At 46.2% G+C, this 24,341-nt stretch carries 19 protein-coding genes and 1 riboswitch; of the genes, 8 read left to right on the forward strand and 11 right to left on the reverse strand.

The features are described from left to right. Positions 1–55: 55 nt before the first annotated feature. Positions 56–1,306 (reverse strand): serpin family protein, encoded by a 1,251-nt coding sequence (locus SLU01_RS06865; RefSeq protein WP_170232623.1) that lies wholly within the window; start codon positions 1,304–1,306, stop codon positions 56–58. 235 nt (positions 1,307–1,541) lie between these two features. Beyond that, a riboswitch (SAM riboswitch) is annotated at positions 1,542–1,648 on the forward strand. A gap of 107 nt (positions 1,649–1,755) precedes the next feature. Here SLU01_RS06865 and SLU01_RS06870 point away from each other — a divergent pair. From SLU01_RS06870 to SLU01_RS06885, 4 genes are read left to right on the forward strand one after another with little or no spacing between them, the layout of a single operon-like run. Then, positions 1,756–2,781 (forward strand): methionine ABC transporter ATP-binding protein, encoded by a 1,026-nt coding sequence (locus SLU01_RS06870; RefSeq protein WP_147056646.1) that lies wholly within the window; start codon positions 1,756–1,758, stop codon positions 2,779–2,781. After that, positions 2,771–3,433, forward strand: coding sequence for a methionine ABC transporter permease (locus SLU01_RS06875; protein WP_147056648.1), 663 nt, complete (start codon positions 2,771–2,773; stop codon positions 3,431–3,433). The genes SLU01_RS06870 and SLU01_RS06875 overlap by 11 nt, the downstream gene beginning before the upstream one ends. A 50-nt stretch (positions 3,434–3,483) precedes the next feature. Next, positions 3,484–4,344, forward strand: coding sequence for a MetQ/NlpA family ABC transporter substrate-binding protein (locus SLU01_RS06880; protein ID WP_147056649.1), 861 nt, complete (start codon positions 3,484–3,486; stop codon positions 4,342–4,344). 1 nt (position 4,345) lies between these two features. Beyond that, positions 4,346–5,542, forward strand: a complete 1,197-nt coding sequence (locus tag SLU01_RS06885; RefSeq protein WP_147056651.1) for a M20 family metallopeptidase — start codon at positions 4,346–4,348, stop codon at positions 5,540–5,542. Between the two features lie 124 nt (positions 5,543–5,666). Here the strand turns inward: SLU01_RS06885 and SLU01_RS06890 are convergent, their stop codons facing one another. The 4 genes from SLU01_RS06890 to SLU01_RS06905 form a co-directional block, all read right to left on the reverse strand. Continuing rightward, a complete protein-coding gene (locus SLU01_RS06890) occupies positions 5,667–6,857 on the reverse strand; it encodes an acyl-CoA dehydrogenase family protein (RefSeq protein ID WP_147056816.1) in 1,191 nt (396 codons plus the stop codon). Between the two features lie 30 nt (positions 6,858–6,887). After that, complete coding sequence (locus tag SLU01_RS06895; RefSeq protein WP_147056653.1) at positions 6,888–8,054, reverse strand: saccharopine dehydrogenase family protein; 1,167 nt, start codon at positions 8,052–8,054, stop codon at positions 6,888–6,890. A gap of 135 nt (positions 8,055–8,189) precedes the next feature. After that, on the reverse strand, positions 8,190–9,668 hold the full coding sequence (locus SLU01_RS06900) for an aldehyde dehydrogenase family protein (RefSeq protein ID WP_147056818.1): 1,479 nt from the start codon (positions 9,666–9,668) through the stop codon (positions 8,190–8,192). A 140-nt stretch (positions 9,669–9,808) separates the two neighbouring features. Beyond that, positions 9,809–11,341 carry a DHA2 family efflux MFS transporter permease subunit gene (locus SLU01_RS06905; RefSeq protein ID WP_147056820.1) on the reverse strand — a complete coding sequence of 511 codons (1,533 nt, stop codon included), beginning with the start codon at positions 11,339–11,341 and terminating at the stop codon, positions 9,809–9,811. Positions 11,342–11,540: 199 nt separating this feature from the next. Here SLU01_RS06905 and SLU01_RS06910 point away from each other — a divergent pair, with 199 nt between their 5' ends. Both SLU01_RS06910 and SLU01_RS06915 read left to right on the forward strand, forming a co-directional pair. After that, positions 11,541–12,425 (forward strand): TetR/AcrR family transcriptional regulator, encoded by an 885-nt coding sequence (locus SLU01_RS06910; protein ID WP_147056655.1) that lies wholly within the window; start codon positions 11,541–11,543, stop codon positions 12,423–12,425. Between the two features lie 59 nt (positions 12,426–12,484). Further along, on the forward strand, positions 12,485–13,282 hold the full coding sequence (locus SLU01_RS06915; protein ID WP_147056657.1) for a TIGR00266 family protein: 798 nt from the start codon (positions 12,485–12,487) through the stop codon (positions 13,280–13,282). Positions 13,283–13,509: 227 nt separating this feature from the next. Here SLU01_RS06915 and SLU01_RS06920 read toward each other — a convergent pair whose 3' ends face one another. The 5 genes from SLU01_RS06920 to SLU01_RS06940 form a co-directional block, all read right to left on the reverse strand. Further along, positions 13,510–15,333 (reverse strand): tetratricopeptide repeat protein, encoded by a 1,824-nt coding sequence (locus tag SLU01_RS06920; RefSeq protein ID WP_147056659.1) that lies wholly within the window; start codon positions 15,331–15,333, stop codon positions 13,510–13,512. A 204-nt stretch (positions 15,334–15,537) separates the two neighbouring features. Then, positions 15,538–16,857, reverse strand: coding sequence for a YjiH family protein (locus SLU01_RS06925; protein ID WP_147056661.1), 1,320 nt, complete (start codon positions 16,855–16,857; stop codon positions 15,538–15,540). Positions 16,858–16,947: 90 nt separating this feature from the next. Then, positions 16,948–18,204 (reverse strand): imidazolonepropionase, encoded by a 1,257-nt coding sequence (gene hutI, locus SLU01_RS06930; RefSeq protein WP_281288377.1) that lies wholly within the window; start codon positions 18,202–18,204, stop codon positions 16,948–16,950. A gap of 2 nt (positions 18,205–18,206) precedes the next feature. Continuing rightward, positions 18,207–19,871, reverse strand: a complete 1,665-nt coding sequence (gene hutU / locus SLU01_RS06935) for a urocanate hydratase (RefSeq protein WP_147056663.1) — start codon at positions 19,869–19,871, stop codon at positions 18,207–18,209. 196 nt (positions 19,872–20,067) lie between these two features. Continuing rightward, on the reverse strand, positions 20,068–20,913 hold the full coding sequence (locus SLU01_RS06940) for a pyridoxamine kinase (RefSeq protein WP_147056665.1): 846 nt from the start codon (positions 20,911–20,913) through the stop codon (positions 20,068–20,070). Between the two features lie 205 nt (positions 20,914–21,118). Here SLU01_RS06940 and SLU01_RS06945 point away from each other — a divergent pair, with 205 nt between their 5' ends. Beyond that, positions 21,119–21,706, forward strand: a complete 588-nt coding sequence (locus tag SLU01_RS06945) for an ECF transporter S component (RefSeq protein ID WP_147056667.1) — start codon at positions 21,119–21,121, stop codon at positions 21,704–21,706. A 122-nt stretch (positions 21,707–21,828) separates the two neighbouring features. On the opposite strand, the gene SLU01_RS06950 is transcribed toward SLU01_RS06945, so the two are convergent. Then, positions 21,829–23,250, reverse strand: a complete 1,422-nt coding sequence (locus SLU01_RS06950; protein ID WP_147056824.1) for an AraC family transcriptional regulator — start codon at positions 23,248–23,250, stop codon at positions 21,829–21,831. 78 nt (positions 23,251–23,328) lie between these two features. Between SLU01_RS06950 and hutG the strand changes: the two genes are divergently transcribed. Beyond that, positions 23,329–24,282 (forward strand): formimidoylglutamase, encoded by a 954-nt coding sequence (gene hutG / locus SLU01_RS06955; RefSeq protein WP_147056669.1) that lies wholly within the window; start codon positions 23,329–23,331, stop codon positions 24,280–24,282. Positions 24,283–24,341 lie beyond the last annotated feature (59 nt).

The raw sequence follows: 24,341 nt of genomic DNA on the forward strand, positions 1-24,341 counted from the left end.
TTAAAAATCCTGATCTGCAAGAAACAGACCAGGAGGTAAAGCTAGCCTTCAACGATCAATTTGTCTTCGGATTTGTTACGGAGCCTAAAAAGAGGATTGTTCCCGTTTCATCGTCCGTGATTGCAAAGAAAAACGGACGGTTCACCTCCATGACGAATGGGTCGTCTAAAGGCGCAGAAGTAGTGTCCATTTGAATACCCGTCACAGCAGCTGCTTCGGTTCCTTCTTCATTCACATCGATATATGTTTTTTGTTTAACTTTGCTAATGAATAGCGAAGCATCACCTTCAACCATCTTGCTAAAATCTGCATTATCAGAGAATGCGCTTACCATGCCGAGGGCTTCCAGTGCATCATTTAGTTCTGTTTCATACGACATTTTGAACTTCGGAAGAAGAATCGTTCCACGCGTGCTATTCATCCCCGATTGAATTTCTTCCCATTTTCCATTAGTTAAAGTACTTTGAAATTCATCTAAACCAACGCCTTCATTCGGCAAGATGACTGTCATGCTCATTTCGCCATCCGCATACGGCAGTTGAATGGCCTGGAATTCACTGTTCGCCATGTACAATAAATTCTCCTGCAACTTCATGAAAGGTACTTCTTTATCAGTTCCGTCATTGAGATAGAACGCTTTATCATCAGTCTCTTTTTTATCAAACGGATATGTCCAATCCCCTTTGAAATAAATGGCGTTCAACAGCATCGCAACTAGATTATCGTCTAATGGCCCATCGACCATTTTGTCGATTTTGCCATTTGTCGTCTTTTTCACCCAGTCATTGATTTGTTTTGATGAATCATTGTTCGTAATGTCAATTTCCTCGATTTTCGCGTTGAAATAATCCTTTGATTGATTAGCAAATCCGTCTTGAAACTTATATTGATCGTTTAGCCAAATGGAGTTTGCGACTTGAAGTTGAATGGCGTCGCTGTCTTTATTCAGCATGGTCATGAAGGAGGCATTTGCTTTATTCAGGTCCATCTGGTTAATGCCTTCCATTTGTAAAGCTTTTGCGATTTCTTTCTTCGTAACCCCGTCTGCTCCGTTATAAATCATTGCCGATGCCATCATTAGACTCGTCGGAGAAATGAACAGATTGCCGTCATCATCCGTTTTGATTTCCTTTAGTAAATTGAAACCCAATTCATTGTTCGGTTCAACGATTGTTTCATAATCCATTTCTCCGAATTCAACTCCTTCAGAAATTTGAAGACTACTTTGATTGGTACTTGTTCCACATCCCGTCATAGGCAGCAATAGGCTCATTCCAATAAGTGAAGCGGTTAATTTCCTTTTCAAATGAATCACCGTCCTTGTAAACGTAGACTTCATCGGAATGGAAAAGGTTACAAGAAATATCCTACTTCTTTACTTTTACACGTATTTTTAATGCTGTCAGGATATTATTTTATCACTCTACAGCTATAACTGACAGACTCTTTTATATATTTAATCTTTCGAAAAACTAATAAACGCAGTTGACATTATTTTTAATCATGGTAAAGTTGTAAGCAATTCAAATTTCATACAAAATTTCTTATCAAGAGAGATTGAGGGACAGGCCCTATGACATCTCGGCAACGGTTTTTTGAAAACTACGTGCCAATTCCTGCAAACAGATTCCTGTTTGAAAGATAAGAAGAGAGAAGCTTATTTCATATTCTACAATTTTTGTAGAAACGCCTTCTTTTTTCGTATCTTCTTACAGATACGGAAAAAGAAGGCGTTTTTATTTTGGAGGGGATTTTATGATCACATTCGAAAATGTATCGAAAACATTTGTTGTCGGCAATAGGAAAGTTGAAGCAGTAAGCAAGGTAACATTTGACGTTGAGGAAGGTGATATTTTCGGCATCATCGGATTCAGCGGGGCCGGAAAGAGCACATTGATCCGACTTGTCAACGGACTGGAACGACCGACTGAGGGGAAAATTCTTATCAAAAAAACTCCCTTGCATGAACTAAAGCCGAAACAGCTCCGGGAAGTCCGCAGAAAGATCGGGATGGTTTTTCAAAACTTCAATCTCTTTTCTTCCCGTACTGTGGAACAAAATGTCGAATACCCTTTGAAGCTATCGAAGGTGCCTAAAGCAGAACGAAATGCAAAAGTGAAACAACTGCTGCAATTCGTAGGTCTAGCGGATAAAGCGAAAAGCTATCCTGAGCAATTATCCGGAGGGCAAAAACAGCGTGTCGGCATTGCCCGCGCACTGGCGACAGACCCAGAAATTCTACTCTGTGACGAAGCAACTTCCGCACTTGACCCGAACACAACGCGCGATATTTTGAATTTATTGCAAAAGGTAAATCGAGAATTGGGAATCACAATCCTGCTAATTACACATGAAATGCAAGTTATCCAATCTGTTTGCAACCGTGTCGCCGTGATGGAGACGGGAGAAGTGATTGAACAGGGCGAAGTGTTCGAAACGTTTACGAATCCTCAGCACGGAACGACAAAAGAATTCATCGCCGCCACCGATCAAAGCTTGCCCTCCCCTCAATTGCTTGATGAATGGCGGGCAAAAGGTGGAACCGCTTTGTACCGCATCATTTTCAAAGGAGAGCGGGCAAGCGACCCGATCTTATCAACCGTTACTCGAAAACATCAGATTGATTTCAATATTATTTACGGTTCTATCCGGGAATTGCAGCAGCAGTTCTTTGGCAACCTTGTCGTTTCATTCGAAGGAAAAAATGATGCAGTGACAGCTTGTATCCAGGAATTGAAAGATATCGTGGACATTGAGGAGGTGAATACAAATGAAAGTTAATTGGGAAACGTTTTGGATTCGTATTGTGGAGGCGACCGGTGAAACGATTACGATGGTTTTAGGGACTTTGGTCTTCAGTTCGATTATCGGCATGGCATTAGGCATCTTACTCTTTACCACAAGAGAAGGAAATATACTTGAAAATCGGTTCATATCAGCTTTGCTGAATTTCTTTATAAATATTATTCGACCAATCCCTTTCATTATTTTGCTTTTCGTGCTTTCACCTGTTACACGTGAAGTGATTGGAACGACGATCGGGACGGCAGCTGCCATTTTCCCGATGACGATTGCTGCATCGTTTGTTGTTGCAAGAGTCGTCGAAAACAACTTGATCAGTATTGACCCAGGTGTCATCGAAGCTGCGGAAGCGATGGGAGCAAGTCCGCGCCAAATTATTTTCACTGTATTGATCCCCGAAGCGCTTGGACCGCTCATCCTTGGATTGACTTTCGTCTCGGTTGGTTTAATCGACTTTTCAGCTGTTGCAGGGACGGTTGGCGGAGGCGGATTAGGTCACGTCGCAATGACACATGGCTACCAACGTTTCGACAGTTCCGTCATGTTCGTTACGGTCATTATTCTAATCATTCTAGTGCAGTTGGCGCAATGGATCGGAAACTTCTTATCTAAGAAAGTGATGCGTCGTTAACAAATTCAGATTGAAACATTTTTAAATAAAAAACAATTGGAGGGTTCACTATGAAAAACATTATTAAATCACTTGGAATTCTTTTACTGCTATCCATTCTTGCTGCCTGCGGTAAAAATGGATCTGCCAACGATGATGTTGTAATAATCGGCGTTACCGGAGCGGATGGTGAGCAATGGGACGTACTGAAAGAGTTGGCGAGAGAGGAAGGCATTACAATTGAGTTAAAAGAGTTTGCAGACTACACGTTACCGAACAATGCGCTTGCCAATGGCGATATCGACTTGAATTCATTTCAACACATCGCATTTTTAAGTCAATTTGCTAAAGAAAACAATGTTGATATCGTACCGATTGGTTCAACTGTTATCGCCCCGCTCGGCATTTATTCCGATAAGCTTGACGATATTTCAGGCCTTAAAGAAGGCGACAAAATTGCGGTTCCTGATGACCCTTCGAATTTGGGACGTGCATTACGATTATTGGAAACTGCAGGCCTCATCAAATTAAAAGAAGGCACTGGGTTATTCGTAGATACGACTTCCATCGAAGAGAACCCTAAAAACTTAGAAATCATTCCTATGGTTGCGCAGCAAACGCCACGTGTACTGCAAGATGTCGCAGCATCTCTTATCAATAACGGGATTGCCGGACAAGCCGGTTTCAACCCTCTTGAGGATCCAATCTTTTTGGAAGATGGCGACAGTGAAAGTGCCTTGCCTTATGTAAATGTCTTTGCAGCACGTGCGGAGGATGCACAGAACGAGACATATTTAAAAATCATCGAGCTTTACCAGTCAGAACAGGTGAAGAAAGCTATTGAGCAAGAAACGAAAGGCGGTTCGATTTTATTGAACATACCGCAAGATCAGCTAATTGATACATTCGAACAATTGAAAGGAGAAGAGTAAAATGACGACGATAACCAATCAAATCCACACCTATTTAACTGAAAACCGTGCACGCTTTGTTGAAACGAGCCTATCGATCCATGCCAAACCTGAAATTGGAAATGAAGAATATTTTGCCTGTGAGCAATTAACGACATTGCTTCGCTCCGAAGGGTTCGAAGTGGAAACAAATGTTGCCGGCCATGAAACCGCGTTTTACGCACAGTTCTCAAGTTCGAAACCGGGTCCAACAATTGCTTATTTGGCAGAATACGATGCCCTGCCAGGAATCGGCCATGCTTGTGGCCATAATATCATTGGAACGACAAGTGTCGCTGCTGCGATCGCACTCTCCAAAGAGCTTGAATCTACTGGTGGAAAAGTAGTCGTCTTAGGAACTCCTGCCGAAGAAGGCGGTCCAAACGGCAGTGCTAAAGGAAGTTTCGTCCGTCACGGTTATTTAAAAGACGTGGACGTTGCATTGATGGCTCATCCTTCCGGAAAAACAGGCGTAACGTCAAACTCGTTAGCTGTCGATCCATTGGATTTCCATTTTTACGGCAAGCCAGCACATGCTTCAGGTGCACCCGAGCACGGCATTAACGCACTTGATGCAGTCATATTACTATTCAGCGGGATTAATGCACTACGTCAACAATTCCCGCAAGATGTCCGTGTGCACGGCATCATTACACATGGTGGCGAAGCGCCGAACATAATTCCCGAATATGCTTCAGCACGATTTTTCATTCGCGCGTCCACTTGGAAACGGACAGAAGAAATCGCCGCAAAAATACGGAATATCGCAGAAGGTGCCGCACTTTCTACTGGCGCTACCGTCAAAATCGAACGCTTTCAAAATGAAGTGAAAGATTTCGTCATTACAGACGCACTTGACCATGCAGTGAAAAACAACCTTGAATCTCTTGGGGAAATCGTCCATACCGAAAAAAGAAAAGGCCTTGGATCGACAGACGCAGGAAATATCAGTTATGAAGTGCCTACTGCCCATCCTTATATTAAAATCGGCGATGATGATTTGATCGGACATACTGTACCGTTCCGCGAAGCAGCCAAATCTGATCGCGGTATGGAAGCGCTCCTGATCGGAGCAGAAGCTCTTGCAAAAACAGGGCTTGACTTACTGACTGACACAGCACTTTTAAGCATAGTAAAAGAAAGTCACACGCAAGCATTGGAAGCAAAATCACAGCAGTAAAAACAGCAAACCGGACAACACTTTTCATTCGAGTATTGTCCGGTTTCTTCATGCACTTCTCTCAAGCATAGCTTGGGATAAACGTATTCCACAAAGGAGCATATTAATCAGTCTTACTAACCGTTCAATCAAACGGCCATTCCGGCAGCATATGACTCAACTTCTTATCTTCCCGATAACCCAAAACATACTCCGCCTGCATGATTGTATGGATTTCGCGCGTTCCTTCATAGATAACCGGCGCTTTCGAGTTGCGCAGGAAGCGTGCGACCGGGTATTCATCCGAATAACCGTATGCTCCGTGAATTTGGAAAGCGTCGTCTGCTGCTTTATTCGCGAAATCGCATGCTTGCCACTTCGCAAGGGACGTTTCGCGCGTGTTGCGCAATCCTTTATTCTTCAATTCACCTGCACGGTAGACGAGGAGACGGCTCATTTGGTAGCCCGCTTCCATATTGGCGATCATTTGCTGAACGAGTTGGTGCTTGCCGATCGGTTTGCCGAATGTTTCGCGTTCATGGCAATATTTCACGCTTTCCTCAAGGCAGCCCATGATTAAACCGACCGCACCTGCAGCCACCGTGAAACGTCCATTGTCGAGCGCGGACATCGCAATTTTGAATCCTTCGCCTTCTTCTCCCACCAAGTTCGAAGCTGGAATTCGCATATCTTCGAAGAATAGTTCCCCTGTATTGCCTGCTCGGATGCCGTATTTCCCTTTAATTGCTTTTGACGAAAAGCCCGGCGTCGTGCGTTCAACGATAAAGGCGCTAATACCATGATGCTTCTTCGCCTTATCCGTGTAAGCGAAAACGAGGAAATGGTCTGCAACATCGCAAAGGGAAATCCAAGTCTTCTGCCCGTTGATAATATATTCATCGCCATCGCGTACCGCAGTTGTCGCCATCGCCGCTACGTCAGAACCCGCGCCTGGCTCTGTCAATCCGAAAGCCCCGATTTTCTCGCCCTTCGCTTGTGGTACTAAGTATTTCTGCTTTTGCTCTTCCGTCCCCCATTGCATAAGCGTCATGGAATTCAAACCGATATGAACGGAAACCGCTGTACGAAATGCTGTATCGCCGCGTTCCAATTCTTCACAAAGAATGGCTAATGAATTATAGTCCATTCCACTGCCGCCATATTGTTCAGATACACAAACCCCCATGAACCCAAGATCCGCGAGTTTCTTCCAAATGGCAGGATCAAATCCACCTTCCGCATCCCAACGCTGGATATGCGGCATGATTTCATCATCCACAAATTGGCGCGCCGTCTTGCGCAGCATTTTTTGTTCATCCGTAAAACCGAAGTCCACTTCCCCCAACCCCTTTCCCTTTACGATCTATTAAACGTGCGCTTCCTGTGTTTTAACCGTTTCTTCAATGACAACTCCGCGTTTCTTCATCTCTTCAATATATTGCTCCCCTGGCACTATATTCTCCGGTGGATGAACGCCGCGTTTCGTGATTGTTCCGTTGCCGATCATTTGCGCAACGATGGAAATCGTATTTGCTGTTGCCCGAGCCATCGCAGTTTCATTCACAGACAAATCCTTTTCCGTCACAAGATTGTATTCATATGTTGCAGGCATTCCATGCGCTTCCCCGCTGACGATTACACGTAGTAGGACGGCATCCGATTTATTGCCCAAACGTAATTGTGGTGACAATTGTTCGCGCATGACGTCCCGTACTTTCACCGGCTGGCCTCCAATTGAAACGACATTATCCCGCGATAACAATCCTAAGTCGACAAGCAATTGGAACTTTTCCGCGTGGCCTTTATAGCGGATCGTCTTATATTCCAACGTTTGTACACCCGGAAATGTCTTCGTCAACGTAGAAGTGCCTCCTGAAGTATGGAAAGCTTCCAATTCATCGTATCCGTCAAATCGGATTGACTCTACCTCGGATAACGAAGGAATTTCTAGCAGTTTCCCGTTCCGGATGACATGGGATGGATCTGTGTAATGATCGAACACCCCTTCCAATGAGAAAACGACATTGTAATTAAGCGGAGGTTCCGGTTTAACAGGAATGCCACCTACGTAAAGCTTGATGCTATCCACTTTATCAAGCTTCCCAGCACCATAGCCCGTTAGGATATTGATCATCCCTGGCGCTACCCCAAGATCCGGAATGATTGTTACCCCTTTTGCTGCAGCTTTGTCAGCCAACTCCAACACGGCATCCGTCGCACCGCCGATATGTCCCCCAAGGTCGATGGAATGGACCCCAATCTCAACCGCAATCCGCGCGACTTTTTCATTGAATGTATAAAACAATGCATTGATGACAACATCCCCAAGCGCCATCACTTCCTGCAATTGAAGATCATTTGTTGCATCCAGCTGCAAAAGATTCAATTTATCATTCATGAGCTGCTCCGCAAAATCTTCCGCCGCCCTTAAGTTCAGATCCGCCAAATATACCTTCGTCACTTCATCACTTTTCACCAGATCGCGAACTGCCTCTTTCCCCATCAAGCCTGCACCTAGTACAACTACCTTCATGTGAACATCCCCTTTTTCCCAAAATTATCCCGCATTAACTGGCTGTAAGATCCTTAATGAGAGATTAACAGCCAGTAAATGCCCGATTAGTTCAACTAACAATCAGTGGAACCCCTCACTGATTGAAGTTTCACTTTATTCCGTGTCGATTTGCGCCCGTTGCAATTTCCCACTGAAATCTACGTAAATGCTCTTCCACTCCGTAAACACATCAAGCGCCGCCACTCCTGAATCCCGATGCCCATTGCCCGTACCCTTCGTTCCTCCGAAGGGAAGATGAATTTCTGCGCCCGTCGTTCCGGCATTGACATAGACAATCCCAGTATCAAGATCCCGTTGCGCACGGAACACTTTATTCACATCCTTAGAAAAAATAGAGCTCGACAATCCATAAATGACACTATTATTCACTTCAATCGCTTCATCCAGGCTGCCGACCTCAATCAATGAAACGACCGGCCCAAAGATTTCTTCTTGTGCCAAACGACTATCCCATTTCACATCTGTGAACAATGTCGGTTCAAAGTAATGGCCCTTCGCCAAGTCGCCTTCCGTCAGGACACTCCCGCCCGCCAACAATTTCGCGCCTTCCTCTTTTCCGATTTCAACATAGCTTTGGATCTTCTCCAATGCCTTTCCGTTAATGACTGGTCCAATTTTCACAGACTCGTCCATTCCATCGCCAATCGTCAAATGCTTCATCGACGCCAACAGTTTCTGTTCAAGATCTTCCTTTACATCCTTATGCACGATGACCCGGCTGCATGCAGTACAACGCTGTCCTGCAGTCCCGAATGCGCTCCAAAGAATCCCCTCTACAGCAAGGTCGATATCCGCATCATCCATAACGATGACCGCATTTTTCCCACCCATTTCAAGCGATACTTTCTTCAAATGACGTCCGCCTGTTTCCGCAACATGACGGCCAGTATCCGTAGATCCTGTGAATGAAATGACGCGGACGTCCGGATGTTCGATCATCGCAGTTCCTACTTCCGAACCTGAACCGAACACGACATTCGCAACGCCCGCCGGAATTCCGACCTCTTCAAAGATCTTTGCCATTTCATACGCCATCATCGGTGTTTCAGTCGCCGGTTTCCAAACGAATGTATTTCCTGCAACGATTGCCGGGAACGATTTCCATGTCGCAATCGCAACAGGGAAGTTCCATGGAGTGATCAGTCCTACGACCCCAATCGGTGCTCGGACGCTCATCGCGAATTTATCCTGCAGCTCGGAAGGGACAGTCTCGCCGAATAATCTGCGGCCTTCGCCAGCCATATAGAATGCCATATCGATGCCTTCCTGGACTTCTCCGCGGCCCTCCTCGATGACTTTCCCCATTTCACGCGTCAACACTTGCGCCAAATGCTCTTTTCTTTCCTTCATGAGATTTCCAATTGCATATAAATAATCCGCCCGTTTCGGTGCAGGTACGAGCGCCCATTTTTTCTGAGCCTCTTTCGCCGCCTTCACGGCCAGATCAACGTCTTCACTTGTTGATAAACGTACTTGCGCCAGCTCTTCCCCAGTTGCCGGATTTGTAACAGCGGTATATTTCGCTCCCCCGCTATCCTGCCAAGATCCTCCGATAAAGTTGTTCAATTGCATTGCAACATTCCCCTTTCTGTCAAACTCTTTTGAAACCGCTCTCAATCTATCTATTTCGACATGTTCCAATTAGAACCCTTCCTTTTTTCAGAATAAAAACAAAAAAACCCGAAAAGGCATTAGCCTTCTCGGGATTTTGTTTATTCCGGAGCTGTTTCAGAAGTAATATTCGGGTTTTCTGATTGTTGCTTCTTCACATCTTCGTATTGTGGCGGTTTGACTCTTTTAACAAATAGCGCAAGAATCAATGCAACAACGGATATGAACGCTGCGATAAGAAATGAATAGTTGATTCCGTCCAGCATGGACTTCAACATGATTTCATTTTGCACACTTGCAGCTGCCTCGCCGCTAGTAGGCAGGTTTCCGGAGGCTGCTGCTTGTTGAGCAAGTTCCGCGCCTGAGCGTTCCATTTTCTTCGTCATGATCGTCAACAAAATAGCCGAGCCGATCGCGCCGGAAACTTGCTGTAATGTATTGTTCATCGCTGTACCATGCGGATTGGATTTCATCGGTATTTGATTCAACCCGTTTGTCATAATTGGCATCATTACCATCGACATACCAAACATACGTACAGTATAAATTAACATTAAGTAGTAATAACCCGTCGTTAATTCAAGTCTGCTTAAAAAGTAGGTAGCCCCAACAGTGATGACTAGCCCAGTAATCGAAAGCACACGCGGCCCGTATTTATCAAATAGCCGTCCTGTGATCGGTGACATAACACCCATGACAATCGCTCCCGGCAGCATAAGCAATCCTGCGTCGAACGGTGAAATCCCCCGAACGTTCTGCACGTAAAGCGGCGTTAAAATCATACCGGAGAACATGGCCACTGACGTGACAATCGAAATGATCGAAGCAAGGGCGAACATCGGATACTTATAAATTTTAAAATCCAACATTGGGTCTTTCATTAGAAGTTGTCGGATGATAAATGCAGCAAGAGAAATGGCGCCAACCACAATCGTGCCATAAACAATCGGTGAATCCCATCCCTTATCACCAGCAGAACTGAAGCCATATAGCAGGCCTCCGAATCCGATACTTGATAGGATTAAAGAAAGAACATCCAAACTCATATTCCGATTCGGCGTAATATTACGCAGTTTAAAGAGCGCGAACACGATTGTCAAAATCGCAAATGGAAGAACGATTTCGAAAAGCGTCCGCCATGAATAATGCTCAACAATCCATCCGGACAATGTCGGCCCAATTGCAGGAGCTGTGAACATGACAAGACCGAACATCCCCATTGCGGAGCCCCGTTTTTCGATAGGGAAGGCAACAAGCATAACGTTCATTAAAAGCGGCATCATCATCGCGGAACCGGAAGCTTGAATCATCCTGGATGCGACGAGCACTCCAAAGGTTGGTGCGAAAACCGCAAGCGCTGTCCCTATTGTAAATAATGTCATAGCTGTTAAGAACAATTTTCGATTCGTGAACTTCTGGATAAAGAACGCACTTGCCGGAATCATGATCCCATTCACTAGCATATAACCTGTCGTTAACCATTGAACCTGTGAAGGCTTTACCGAGAATTCCGTCATAATCGAAGGCAAAGCAATATTTAATAATGTATTATTCAAAAGTGCAACGAAAGCTCCGAAGAATAAAATCGCAATCATTCCATATGGAGGCTTCTCATGCATCTTTTTTATGTCCATTTCCAACTTAAACTTCCTCCATTCAATCTATCAGTTTTTACAACATGTTCTCTAGTTTATACCCTCAGTCCAAAATAATCAAATAAGGAAACCGTTTTCATTCAAAAAAAGTCTTTAACCCTGTCAATACAACCTTTTATCTGGTAAAGTTGTTTTGTACCACCAGTCCAAAAAAACAATAATTAGTAAGGTGATATTAATGAACGAGCGTAAACGGCAAGTAATGCTGGCAGCTCAAAGATTGATTATAGAAAAAGGTTTCGCTTCTACTTCTGTGCAGGACATCTTGGAGGAAGCTAAAATTTCCAAAGGGACGTTCTATAATTATTTCACGTCTAAAAATGAATGCCTGATTGCGATATTGGATCATGCGGCAGAAGAGTCCATTATTCGCAGGCGGGATTTATTAGTCGGGCGTGATCATAGCGACAAAGATTTGTTGGCTAAACAAATTCTTATCCGGATGCATGTAAATCGGGAACTTAATTTAATCCCGGTTTATGAAGCGATTTTTCACTCCAACGATGAGGAACTTCGGAATTTCGTCAAATTACGTCATGTCGAGGAATTGAATTGGATGTCCGGGCGTCTTATCGATGTATACGGCAAAAAAGCTGAACCCCATGCTGTCGATTGTTCCGTGATGATATTAGGAATGATTCAACAACTTTCGCATTTTTGGACAGTCGGTTCTCCCGAGATCCTCAATATCGAGAAACTTGTTCATTTCGCGATTAGGCGAGTTGATGCAATCATGTTTGATTTAATTGAGAACGGGGACATTTTGCTCGGAAAACTTATGTTAAAATCGATGGCAACTACAAATAGTACAATTGAAGATTATGAAAAAAAGATTCATCAACAATTGCAATTGATCAAAGGAAAGCTGGAGAATGGGATTGGTCACCAATATATCGATTTCCTTTTGAACGAATTACAAACCGGAAACCCACAGCTATCTATTATGGAAGTTGTAACATGGTCATTGCGTGACGTCGGAAAAGACACGAAGCAAGCCTCCCGTATCAATGAAGCTGCTTTACTAATATGGGATTATATCGACATGATTAAAACAGATAAGTGAAACTTTCAGAAGCCTCCCTTCGTAGTAATGTTTATGAACTATGAAAAGGGAGGCTTTTTATGAACAATCACGAAATCGATTACAAACTGTACGGGGACGATATGCAATTTGTCGAGGTTGAACTTGATCCAGGTGAAACAGTTGTCGCTGAGGCAGGTTCACTGATGATGATGGAAGACGGAATCGAAATGGAGACGATTTTCGGAGACGGTTCCGGAAATTCAGGCGGAGGCATCATGGGTAAACTGATGGGAGCAGGGAAACGCTTGTTAACCGGAGAAAGTTTATTCATGACGACATTCACGAATGAAGGATCCGGTAAAAAGCACGCTTCCTTCGCAGCACCGTATCCAGGAAAAATCATTCCGATGGATTTAAGCCAATTCAACGGTAAGATCGTTTGCCAGAAGGATGCATTTCTAGCAGCCGCAAAAGGCGTTTCTGTCGGCATTGAATTCCAACGTAAACTAGGCGTCGGCTTTTTCGGCGGCGAAGGATTCATCATGCAAAAGCTTGAAGGAGACGGCATGTGTTTCGTGCATGCTGGCGGAACGATCATCGAAAAGACCCTATCCCCGGGGGAGACATTGCGTGTCGATACAGGATGCCTTGTCGCGATGACACAGGACGTCGATTACAATATTGAAATGGTAAAGGGCGTTAAGACGGCGTTGTTCGGCGGCGAAGGATTGTTTTTCGCGACTTTGCGCGGACCGGGAAAAGTATGGGTGCAATCGTTGCCGTTCTCAAGGCTCGCAAGTCGCGTATTTGCTGCAGCACCACAAACTCCAGGCGGCGGATCAAGAGACGAAGGCAGCATCGCAGGTGGATTGTTCAATATGCTGGGCGGAAAGTAATTTTGGATTCCGGGATGCCTTGGGCGTTCCGGTTTTTATTTGGCGCGGGATATCGAAGAAGTTCTCTTTTCCACTTGAATAGTTCTCGTTCTTTGCTGATGAGTTCTCATTCCCTCTCGATCAGTTCTCGTTCTCCGCCTTTTAGTTCTCATTTCCAGTAGAATGCATCCCTACCAATACGAAAAGCCGACGGAAACATCGGCTTCCATCGGCTCTTCTTTCCCTCTTCAATTCGGGCCATTCAACAATAGCCAAATATACCTTGCTTCTTCCTCGCTACCCGGTTTAATGAACATCTGCTTCGGATAATCCGATGTTTTCACTTTGAACGTCCTCAAATGCATGACATGTCCATTCGCTTTTGCCGCCTTTTCAAGCATCTCCCCGGCATCTTCCGATTTCCCTTCAGAAGCATCATGTTCAAGCTTCCAATCAAGATATAAATACGTCGCGTCACCTTGCGATCCTTTTTCATAGCGGACCATGATTTCTGCCGCCTCATTGAACCGCTTCGCATGGATCAAAGAAGCGACCGCTTCGAAACGAGCGCCTTGATTATCTGTCGCATTCATTCTGACAAGATCTTTGAACACATCGGCAGCTTCACCAAATTCTTTATTCATGAATAAATGGACGCCGTACGTAAAAGCGGCTCGCATGAAAGGCCGGTTCGGTAAATTCATCCACGGATTTTCTCCCGGCTCGAATATCTTGCTGGCATTGCGGATCGCCTTTTCGTATAAGTCAGACGCTTTTTCTACGTCTTCTTCACCTTCTGCCGCAAGCAATAGCGCATCTGGAAGTCCTGGTGAAATCGACAATGCCTTCGCGGCAAGCTCGCGTCTTTCTTCTTCGTCTTCAGCAGCATATGCCTCATACGCAAGCATTTGAGCCCGTCCTTCATCCACGTCGGGTTTGCGCTCAGGTTGGACAACACCCGCCGTCGTCATCGCTGTTTCCCAAAGCCCCTTTTCCGTCTGGCGCGGGTCAGTACCAATGTCGTAGGCACGGTTCGCCATTGGTTCATCGAAACTCCCCATCATCTCTTCATACAAAGAAGACAAATCCTTCGCGATCGGCTCCATTGCTTCGACTGTGGAATCGTATTGCGCAACAATTTCCGTCTGCGTGCTGATCAATCCTCTAATGACACCAAGCTGAACTCCTGTCCAAACAGCTGCCGCCACAAAATCATTTTCAGAATCGACTTCCGAATGATGATTCATGAAATAGGCGACCGCCAATTTGTGCAGGATTTCCCTTACACCGGCATCTTGTTCCAATCCACGCAATGCTGCTTCCAATGCTTTCAGTGATTCCAACTGCGAAGGGGCCAGCACCTCTTCAACCAATTCATTAAGCGATGCCTGGCTGCGCTTGATGAATAACTCGTAAATATCTAGTGCATGCTTGCGGATGAATTGTTCAGGTACCAGCCTTTCGTTCTTCTCTCTCAATTCCATAAGCGACTGTTTCGTCTGCTTGCTCCATCTCGCCAAAAATATCATCGACGAAACCGGCGCAATGGCGTCCTCTCTCTTTCGCGGATCGCGCAGCACCGAACCGAACATTAACGTTCCCGGATCAACCGGCATCCCTTCATTTCGAGTGACATGATAGATGTCTTCGGTGAATAACTGACGAACTTCCAGCATCCCATCGTCCGCACCAATCACTTCGGCAAGCAGCATAAACGGCTCGTCCCAGGCTCGTAATACTGAAAGCACCGCTTCACGCTTCGCTTTTCCGAGCTGTTCTTGTATGTATTCACGCCAGCTCGACGGATTGTAGACGAATAAATAAAATTCACCCGCCGCCTCTTCGATATCCTCCTTCACCCAACTGTCCGACAGACGGAGAAGCCACTCGCGCATCATGCGGGTCATCTCTTTCCTGGCGTCCCCTTTCGGATAATGTTCGAAGAAATTACCGAGGACTTGATCCAATTCTTCATTCACAATCAACCCGACCAAATCTGGCCCTTGCTTGCCACAGCATTTCTTATATTTTTTCCCGCTCCCACAAGTACAAGGATCATTTCTGCCAATCATTGTATAACCCCCTCTAGTTGCTTTCTTTCATCATAACAAACATGGCTAGCGAATGTCGCATTGCTCCACTTACAGGTGGGTCGTTAGTCCCGAAATGACGATAACTCTTGCGAAGTGACCGATAACTTATTGAAATGAACGATAATCGCCTAGAAATGACCGTTAAAAAAACACCCGGAGCTCTCCGGGTGCCTTAAACTTTACCTATAGCAATAAATACGCAATCGGCGTCACGATAATGATTGTTAAAATGACGCGTTGCACCCAAATTGCAATTAGCTGCGGAATGGAAATCGGGATTTCCGTCGATACGATACATGGCACGACTGCCGAGAAGAAAATGATTGATGAAACCGATACGACCGCGATGACAAACTTAACGACCAGTGCAGATTCCACAACGAGCAGCGCTGGAAGGAACATTTCCGCAATACCGAGGGCACTCGCTTTTGCGACGAGCATTGGCTCCGGCAGCTGCATCGCCCATGTGAACGGGTAGAAAATGTATCCGATCCAGTCGAATACAGGCGTGAACTCAGCCAGCACAAGCCCCAGTAGACCGATGGACAAAATGGAAGGCAGAATTGCCATTGCCATCAAAAGCCCGTCTTTTATGTTCTCCACAAGATTTTGCGCTAACGTCGGCGCTTTCGATACAGTTTCCATCGCTTCATTCCAAGCTGTCGCTAGGCGCTTCCCTTCCGGCTTCACTTCCGGTTGAGGCGTCGAGCCTTCATAGTATTCGTTTTTCATCGAGCGCAATGGCCATAAGTGGACAGTGATTGCTGTAACGATAAACGTGACAACCAACGTCGTCCAGAAATACAAATTCCACATGCTCATCAAGTCGAGCGTCTTTGCAACGACGACCATGAATGTCGCAGAAACCGTCGAGAACCCTGTCGCGATGATAGCGGCTTCCTTCGCCGTATATTTCCCTTCCTTATACACACGGTTTGTAATCAATAGCCCTAACGAATACGAACCAACGAATGAAGCAACAGCGTCGATTGCTGACCTGCCCGGCGTCTTCCAAATCGGACGCATGATCGGCTGCACGAGGACACCGATAAATTCCAACAAGCCATACCCGACTAATAACGCTAGGAATATCGCACCGATTGGAACTAATAATCCTACGGGGATAACTAACTTATTCAATAAGAACGGTCCCATATCGGGATCAAAAAGCCATGCAGGTCCGACATTAAACACAAGCATGATGCCGACAACTAAACCGATCACTTTAAAAAATGAAAAGACCATATTGACCGTCGACTTTTTCCATGTCCCTGAAACGAACGGATAGACCGCACCGGCAAGAATGACGAGCAATGCATAATACGGCAGCGCCCCGCCCCCGTATGTTTGAATCCATGTAACAATATGATCCAGCATGATTGAATTCTTCCCGCCGATTGTGACAGGAACGAAAAACATGAATGCACCGATTGCACTAAAAACGAAAAACTTCCACATGCCGGGATTCGACTGAGTGTTCACTTTCTCCCCTACTTGCGCCATACACCTTTCACCCTTCCCCTAATATTCTGTCAAGTCATCTTGCAAGAAAGCCGTGAATGAAACGCCAATTTGTTCATCCACGGCAAATGCTCACCCTACGACCTGTTCTCCCTTTTTCCAAACCTTATCAACATGATTCACGCCAAATAAATACTGAAGCTCTTGATAGTTTGAGATATTCCACATGACGATGTCCCCTTGCTTGCCAACTTCAAGTGAACCGACTTTGTCCTCCATCCGGATTGCACAAGCAGCATTCATCGTCGCGGCAACAAGCGCTTCCGCAGGCGTCAAACGCATCGAAATGCACGCCAAGTTCATGACAAGCGGCATCGAAGTCGTCGGTGACGAGCCTGGATTGCAGTCCGTCGAAATAGCGACTGCGACACCTTCATCGACCATTTTCCGTCCCTTAGCAGCATCCTCGCGCAAATACAAAGCAGTTGCTGGCAATAAACAAGCGATCACTCCTGCTTCTGCCATCTGCTTAATCCCTTCGTCAGATGCTTTCAACAGATGTTCCGCTGAAATGGCTCCAACTTTCGCAGCAAGCTCCGCACCGCCATACGATTCGATTTCGTCTGCATGGATTTTCGGAATCAAGCCAAGCTTTTTCCCAGCTTCTAAAATTCGCTCGGACTGTTCTGGCGTAAACACACCCACTTCGCAGAACACATCGTTGAAAACTGCAAGCTTCTCTTCCGCAACGACTGGAAGCATGTCGTTGATAATGCTATCAATATATTCATCTTCATTGCCTTTATATTCTTGCGGGACGGCATGCGCACCCATGAATGTCGGCACAAGGTCGATCGGATGGATTTCATTCAATCGCTTCATCGCCCGCAGTTGCTTCAGCTCCGTCTCAAGATCAAGTCCATAGCCGCTTTTCCCTTCGACAGTCGTCACACCGTGCTTTAAGAATGAATCAAGTCTGCGCAATGTCTGCTCCACGAGTTCCTCTTCTGTCGCTTCACGCGTCATCCGCGTCGTCGCATGGATTCCGCCGCCCGCATTCATAATTTCCATATATGTCGCGCCTTCAAGTCGCATTTCAAATTCACGCTCGCGGCTGCCGCCATAGGCAACATGCGTATGCGGATCAACGAGGCCCGGCGTCACGAGTCGTCCTGTTGCATCAATGATTTCTGCCTCAGAAGCCCGGTCGCCATACTGGTGCTCCAATTCCACAGTCGTTCCAATCGCTGCAACGACACCATTTTCAATCCACACACTGCCGTCTTCGATAATGCCTAGTTCAGACATTTCCTTGCGTTTCCGCGGCTCGTTTTTGCCCGCGATTGTCGCCAGTTGTGCTGCATGTTTGATCCAGATTGGTTTCAAGATTTTCATCCTTCCATCATTGGGATGTTAACCCCTTTTTCCTTCGCTGTTTGAATAGCTAGATCATAGCCCGCGTCGACGTGGCGTGCGATGCCCATTCCAGGATCCGAAGTCAACACACGCTCAAGACGCGCTTCCGCTTCCTTCGTTCCATCCGCCACAATCACCATGCCTGCGTGTTGGGAATATCCCATGCCGACGCCGCCGCCATGATGGACAGATACCCAAGTTGCTCCGCCAACTGCATTGATCATTGCGTTGAGGATCGGCCAGTCGGAAACAACATCCGATCCATCCTTCATCGATTCCGTCTCACGGTTCGGGGAAGCGACAGAACCTGAGTCAAGATGATCGCGCCCAATGACAATCGGCGCACTTAATTCGCCACTTGCAACCATGTCATTGATGATCTTCCCGAAACGTGCACGCTCGCCATACCCTAACCAGCAAATCCGTGAAGGAAGCCCTTGGAATTGGATTTTCTCCTGCGCCATTCTGATCCAATTGCAAAGATGTGTATTATAGCTGAATTCACGTAAAATGACTTCGTCTGTCTTCCGGATATCTTCCGGATCTCCTGAAAGCGCCACCCAGCGGAAAGGTCCTTTCCCTTCACAAAACTGTGGACGGATGTAAGCAGGAACGAATCCAGGGAAGTCAAATGCCCGTTCAACGCCTTCATCCTTCGCTACTTGGCGGATGTTATTCCCGTAGTCGAAAGTGATAGCACCTTTATCCATCATCTCAACCATTGCAGAAACATGCTTCGCCATGGAAGCCTTGGACCGCTTCACGTACTCATCAGGATTTGAAGTGCGAAGCTCCGCTGCTTCTTCAAGGTTCAAACCGGATGGGATATAGCCATTCAACGGGTCATGCGCAGACGTCTGATCCGTCAACACGTCCGGATTGAATCCACGCGCAATCATTTCTGGCAATAAATCCGCTGCATTCCCAAGAAGACCGATCGATAATGCCTTCCCTTCTGCCTTCGCCTCTTCTGCTAGACGAATTGCTTCATCGAGAGAATCTGTTTTGACGTCTGTATAACGTGTTTCAATACGGCGATCAATCCGTGTTTCATCGACTTCGATGCCGATGCAGACGCCCCCTGCCATTGTCACTGCTAATGGCTGCGCGCCACCCATGCCGCCGAGACCTGCAGTCAACGTGATCGTCCCTTTCAACGACTCTCCGAAATGCTGCTTCGCAAGTTCTGCGAACGTCTCGTATGTCCCTTGCACAATTCCTTGCGACCCGATATAGATCCAGCTGCCCGCCGTCATTTGTCCGTACATCATGAGGCCCTTCTTGTCGAGCTCATGGAACGTATCCCAATTGGCGTAAGCCGGAACGATATTCGAATTGGCAATCAACACGCGTGGCGCATCTGTATGTGATTTAAAAATCGCAACCGGTTTACCCGATTGAACCAATAATGTTTCATCATTCTCAAGTTCCTTCAAGGAACGGACGATGGCATCAAAGCTTTCCCAGTTACGCGCCGCCTTTCCGATTCCCCCATAAACGACGAGCTTCTCAGGATGCTCCGCCACGTCAGGATGCAAATTATTCATAAGCATCCGAAGTGCTGCCTCCTGCTGCCACCCCTTCGTATTCAATTCTGTGCCTGTATATTGAACGACTTTCTCAACTGTATCCGCTTTCATTTCTAACAACCTCCCTTTCGTTACTATCATTCTATAGGGAAGGTTCAGATAATTGTTTATGAATTAGTTGCATTGCTATACTTTATTGACAAATGAGAGTTTTACTTTTACACAATTTTGACGGTTTTATTTTTATATCCAAACGAATAAAAAGAACGAACCATTCCTTGACTATGTCAAGAAACAGTTCGCCCGATTATAGCAACATCCCTAAAAACGTTTCGAAATTCACGCCGTCTTGGCTTATAACCCGTTCCTTCACGGTCGCTTCGATTGCTGCAGATAAAAACTTCTCTGCAAGCTCCATTGTCTCTGCAACGTCTTGAGCCCGCATCATGCCGCCCATGATGACGGATGCAAATAAATCACCGGTCCCGGAATAACTCTTGCCGTTATATTCCTGAAGACTGTGAAAGGAGCGGGATTCCTCGATATACATATTGCCTACGTATCGAGTTTTCGAAATGGCTGGCGGGTTCAAACCGGTAATGATGACTTTCGCGTTTGTTGTTGACTGCAGTTGCCGGCCTGCCTCCTCAATCGCCGCTAAATAATCCTCATTCGTTTGATAAGTTTGCAACTTGTCATACGACTGCCCCGTCAGCAGGCAACACTCCGTCACGTTAGGCGTAATAATATCTGCATGTTTCACGAGTTCCTTCATATAGCCAATGAGCTCATTCGAAAAAACGTCATACATCTCTCCCCGATCCCCCATTACCGGATCGACAAGCAGCGTTGTCCCTTCCTTGTAAAATGTATGTAAAAACAAAAAGATATTTTCAATCTGCTCTTTTCCTGTCACAAAACCCGTATGAATGCCATCAAAAGATGCACCCAGTTTGCTCCACTCGTCGACAAAATGATGCATCTTCAGCGTCAAATCCTCACAATAATAGCTCGGATACTCTGTCTGTGACGTCAAAATAGCAGTCGGCAGCGGCACTGCCTGCACCCCCATGACAGACAAGACCGGAATCGCCGCTGTGAGCGAGCATTTTCCGAAGGATGACATATCTTGAATGACTGCAACTTTCTTCATTCCACTTCCCACCTAACTCGTTGGTACTTGCGCTTTCTACATCGTACCACAAGATGGATGAGGCAAGAATCAATGATTGCTTAATTCCTCGCAAATGCAACTGACCCCTACAACTTATTCTCAACTGATGCTTTTTCGAAGGTCAGTCCTTTGATAAAATTAAGTTATTCAAAAAGTCTTAACTAGCGAGGAAGTGGATTCGCATATGCAAATTATACAACGCAAAAAACAATCGGAAACTGACTTAGTGCTTATACAAAACCAAACGAAGACACGTGTAAAAACATTTGATTTAGTGCTTACTGCCATTCTGTCAACGCTAGTCCTAGTAACAACTATGTTCATCAACATCAAACTTCCGATCGGCCAGGGCGGCTTAATCCATTTAGGGACAGCTACGCTTTTCATTGTCGCCATTTTATTCGGCCCGAAAAAGGGAGCGTTGGCTGGAGCTATCGGAATGGGCTTATTCGATATCTTCGGAGGCTGGATCATTTGGGCGCCAACGACTATTATCGCCCGCGCCTTGCAAGGTTATATCGTCGGGAAGATTGCCTGGTCGAACGGGCACCGAGGAGATAGCGTTAAACTTAACATCTTGGCAGCTGTCGCATCGACACCGGTCATGCTTGCCGTGTACTATATCGGGCAAGGAATTATGTATAACAACTGGGTTGCGCCATTAGCATCCATCCCGGGTGATATCATTCAAAGCGTTGTCGGTTTGCTGGTTGCCATACCGCTTTGTCTTGCTTTGAAAAAAACACCATTTTTCCGGAAGAAATTCTACTAAACGCAGTGGAGAAAAACGCCTACTTTGCCGGCCCGTGGGGCAATAAAAGATAAAAGTCTAATTCCTCATTTTTCTACAAGGAATTAGACTTTTCTTTGATACAGCCTTTCAAAATCATATCGCTACCTCATTCTAAACTGATACGGCGTCATGCCCGTCTTTTCTTTGAACCGCCGGCTGAAATACGTGGAATGCGTGAAGCCTGCGGACTTGGAAACCTCGGCAACAGGCAGGTCTGTTTCATTCAATAAACGTTTCGCTTCCTCGACCCGCTTTTTCAACAAAGCTTCGCTGAAAGGCTCCCCGGCCTCCTTCGCAAACTTGCGGCTCAACGTACTTTTATGAATTCTCAACTCATCTGCGCAAGCCGCCAAGCTCCAGGAAGCATCCCAATAATTTGCCGCAATCCGCTCCTGCACTTTTTCGACCAAGTTGCCTTCTCGAGGCGATTGACCAACGGAAGTTTGAAGCAATTCCACGATGAAACTGATGACGGATTGGATGATATGGTACATGACCGGCTCGCGGATGACCGTTTCGAACAGTGAATGGTAAGCTTGCTCCATAGACTGCGACTTCAATGATTTTGCGGTCATATATCGGCGGATTTGCGCGAGAATGCTCGTCAGCCGGACACGGACCATTTCAGGATCCGGGTATGGCGATTCAAGCGTCAAGAAGTCTTGTTCCATCCACTCCCGGATCTCCGACACTTGCTGTTTCTCGAGCATCTCCACCCATTTCCGCTGTTCGAGCGGCGATAAAAACGGATCCATGTCCCGCCAATGAAGGTCGTCCTGCTCGATCGTCAAAATATCATAGCCGTCATAGAAAATCCGCTCGTGATACTTGCGCATTTTCTTATAAAGCGCCCGATATGACCGGTTTTCATTTGCATGCAAATAAATCGTCAGCAACGCGTCCGATTGGCGTTTCCATTGAGCGAAAAAGATCGAATATGCCTCTCGTAGGGCATGCAAATCTTTCAGCTGATGGACGACAAGCACAAAATCCGAAAAAGGAAAAATATCATATACGAGCGGAAAATCATGCGATTCGAGTTCGCGGACGAGATGGTCGAGCTCCTCCAACCGCGATGGCGCGATTAAACTTAAAAGCACTGGGTGTTCCGCCTTCGTCTCACCGATGAGAAAGTCTTCGTATGTGACAACTGCTTTACGCGGTTGGACAGGGCCTTTTTGCTGCGTTCTTTCATTCCTCCAGCGGAAGCGGATTTGCTGGACTTGTTTGACGAGCCGGTCGGGTTGGAACGGCCGAAAAAGGATGTCTTCCGCTTTTAGGGAGAGCGCTTTGTAGACCGTTTGGAATGTCCTTTCGGAGGAGATGCCGAGCCAGACGGCGTGCGGCGGCAGTTCAAATTCCGCTGTCATGATGTAGGTCATGTCGATGATGTAGAGATATGCGTCGTCAGCAGTGTCGACTCCCTCCGCAATATCTACTTGGACGTCATTCCATTGAGAAGTGAGCAGCCATTTTAGTCCTTGCGCTTCGAGTGGATCTTTAATAAGCAGTCGTATTTTCATGCGATCACCTTTTTCGGGATTTGATTTATTTCGATCTAGCATTATACTTGTGGCAAGAAGTCGTTCATTTCAGAAAGGATGAGTGTTGTGAATAAAGTCAATGAATCCATTTGGACTGGCCGGGTTGACGATGTGGAGGACCGTGCTAGTTTCCGCTATCATCAGGTCGTTGAACTTACGGATATCGAGCAAATTTCGGGAGGGTACGCCATCATCGGGTTCGAATGCGAAGAAGGCGTCCGGCGGAATAAAGGCCGTCTTGGCGCGGCTGAAGCTCCGAATGCTTTACGTAGCGGGCTTGCGAATTTACCTTGGCGATTCCCCGCGGATGCCCGATTGTCAGATGTCGGCAATATTGCGTGTGACGGCGAAGAATTGGAACCTGCTCAACAGCAACTCGGCAAAGCGGTAATGGCGATCCTTTCAAAAGGTGCAAAGCCGATTATTCTCGGCGGCGGGCATGAAACGTTGTATGGCCATTATTTAGGTGTTCGCGAAGCCATTGGTAAGGACGCGATGCTCGGCATCATCAACATCGATGCGCATTTCGATTTACGTCCGTATGATGAGCAGCCTTCTTCTGGCACGATGTTCAGGCAGATTTTAGAGCAGGATCCGAATGCTTCGTACTTTGTTGCCGGCATCCAGCGTTACGGGAATACGCAGGAGCTGTTCGACCGAGCGGATCTGCTAGGCGTTACATACGTGCATGAAGATGAAATGATTGCTGGGCAACTTGAACAACTGATGTCCGCATTGGACGATTTTATGGGTGAACATGATGCGGTGATGCTCACATTATGTACAGATGTCTTGAATGCCGCCTTCGCTCCCGGCGTCAGCGCTCCCTCACCATTTGGGTTGGAGCCAACTACGGTGCGTGCCATCATTCGAAAAGTCACGGGACATAAGAAGACACAGTCTTTTGATATTTGCGAAGTGAATCCCACCTTGGATGAAAACGGACGGACAGTAAAGCTTGGCGCTTATTTCGTGAATGATGCAATTGCGTCTTTCATTCACAAGGCTTAGTTAATCAAAGGCAATTGGCGCGAGAAGAAATTGGCTTATCCAAGACTTCTTCCCGCGTC

It is taken from the genome of Sporosarcina luteola, assembly GCF_007991495.1.
GTDB classification, from domain to species: domain Bacteria; phylum Bacillota; class Bacilli; order Bacillales_A; family Planococcaceae; genus Sporosarcina; species Sporosarcina luteola.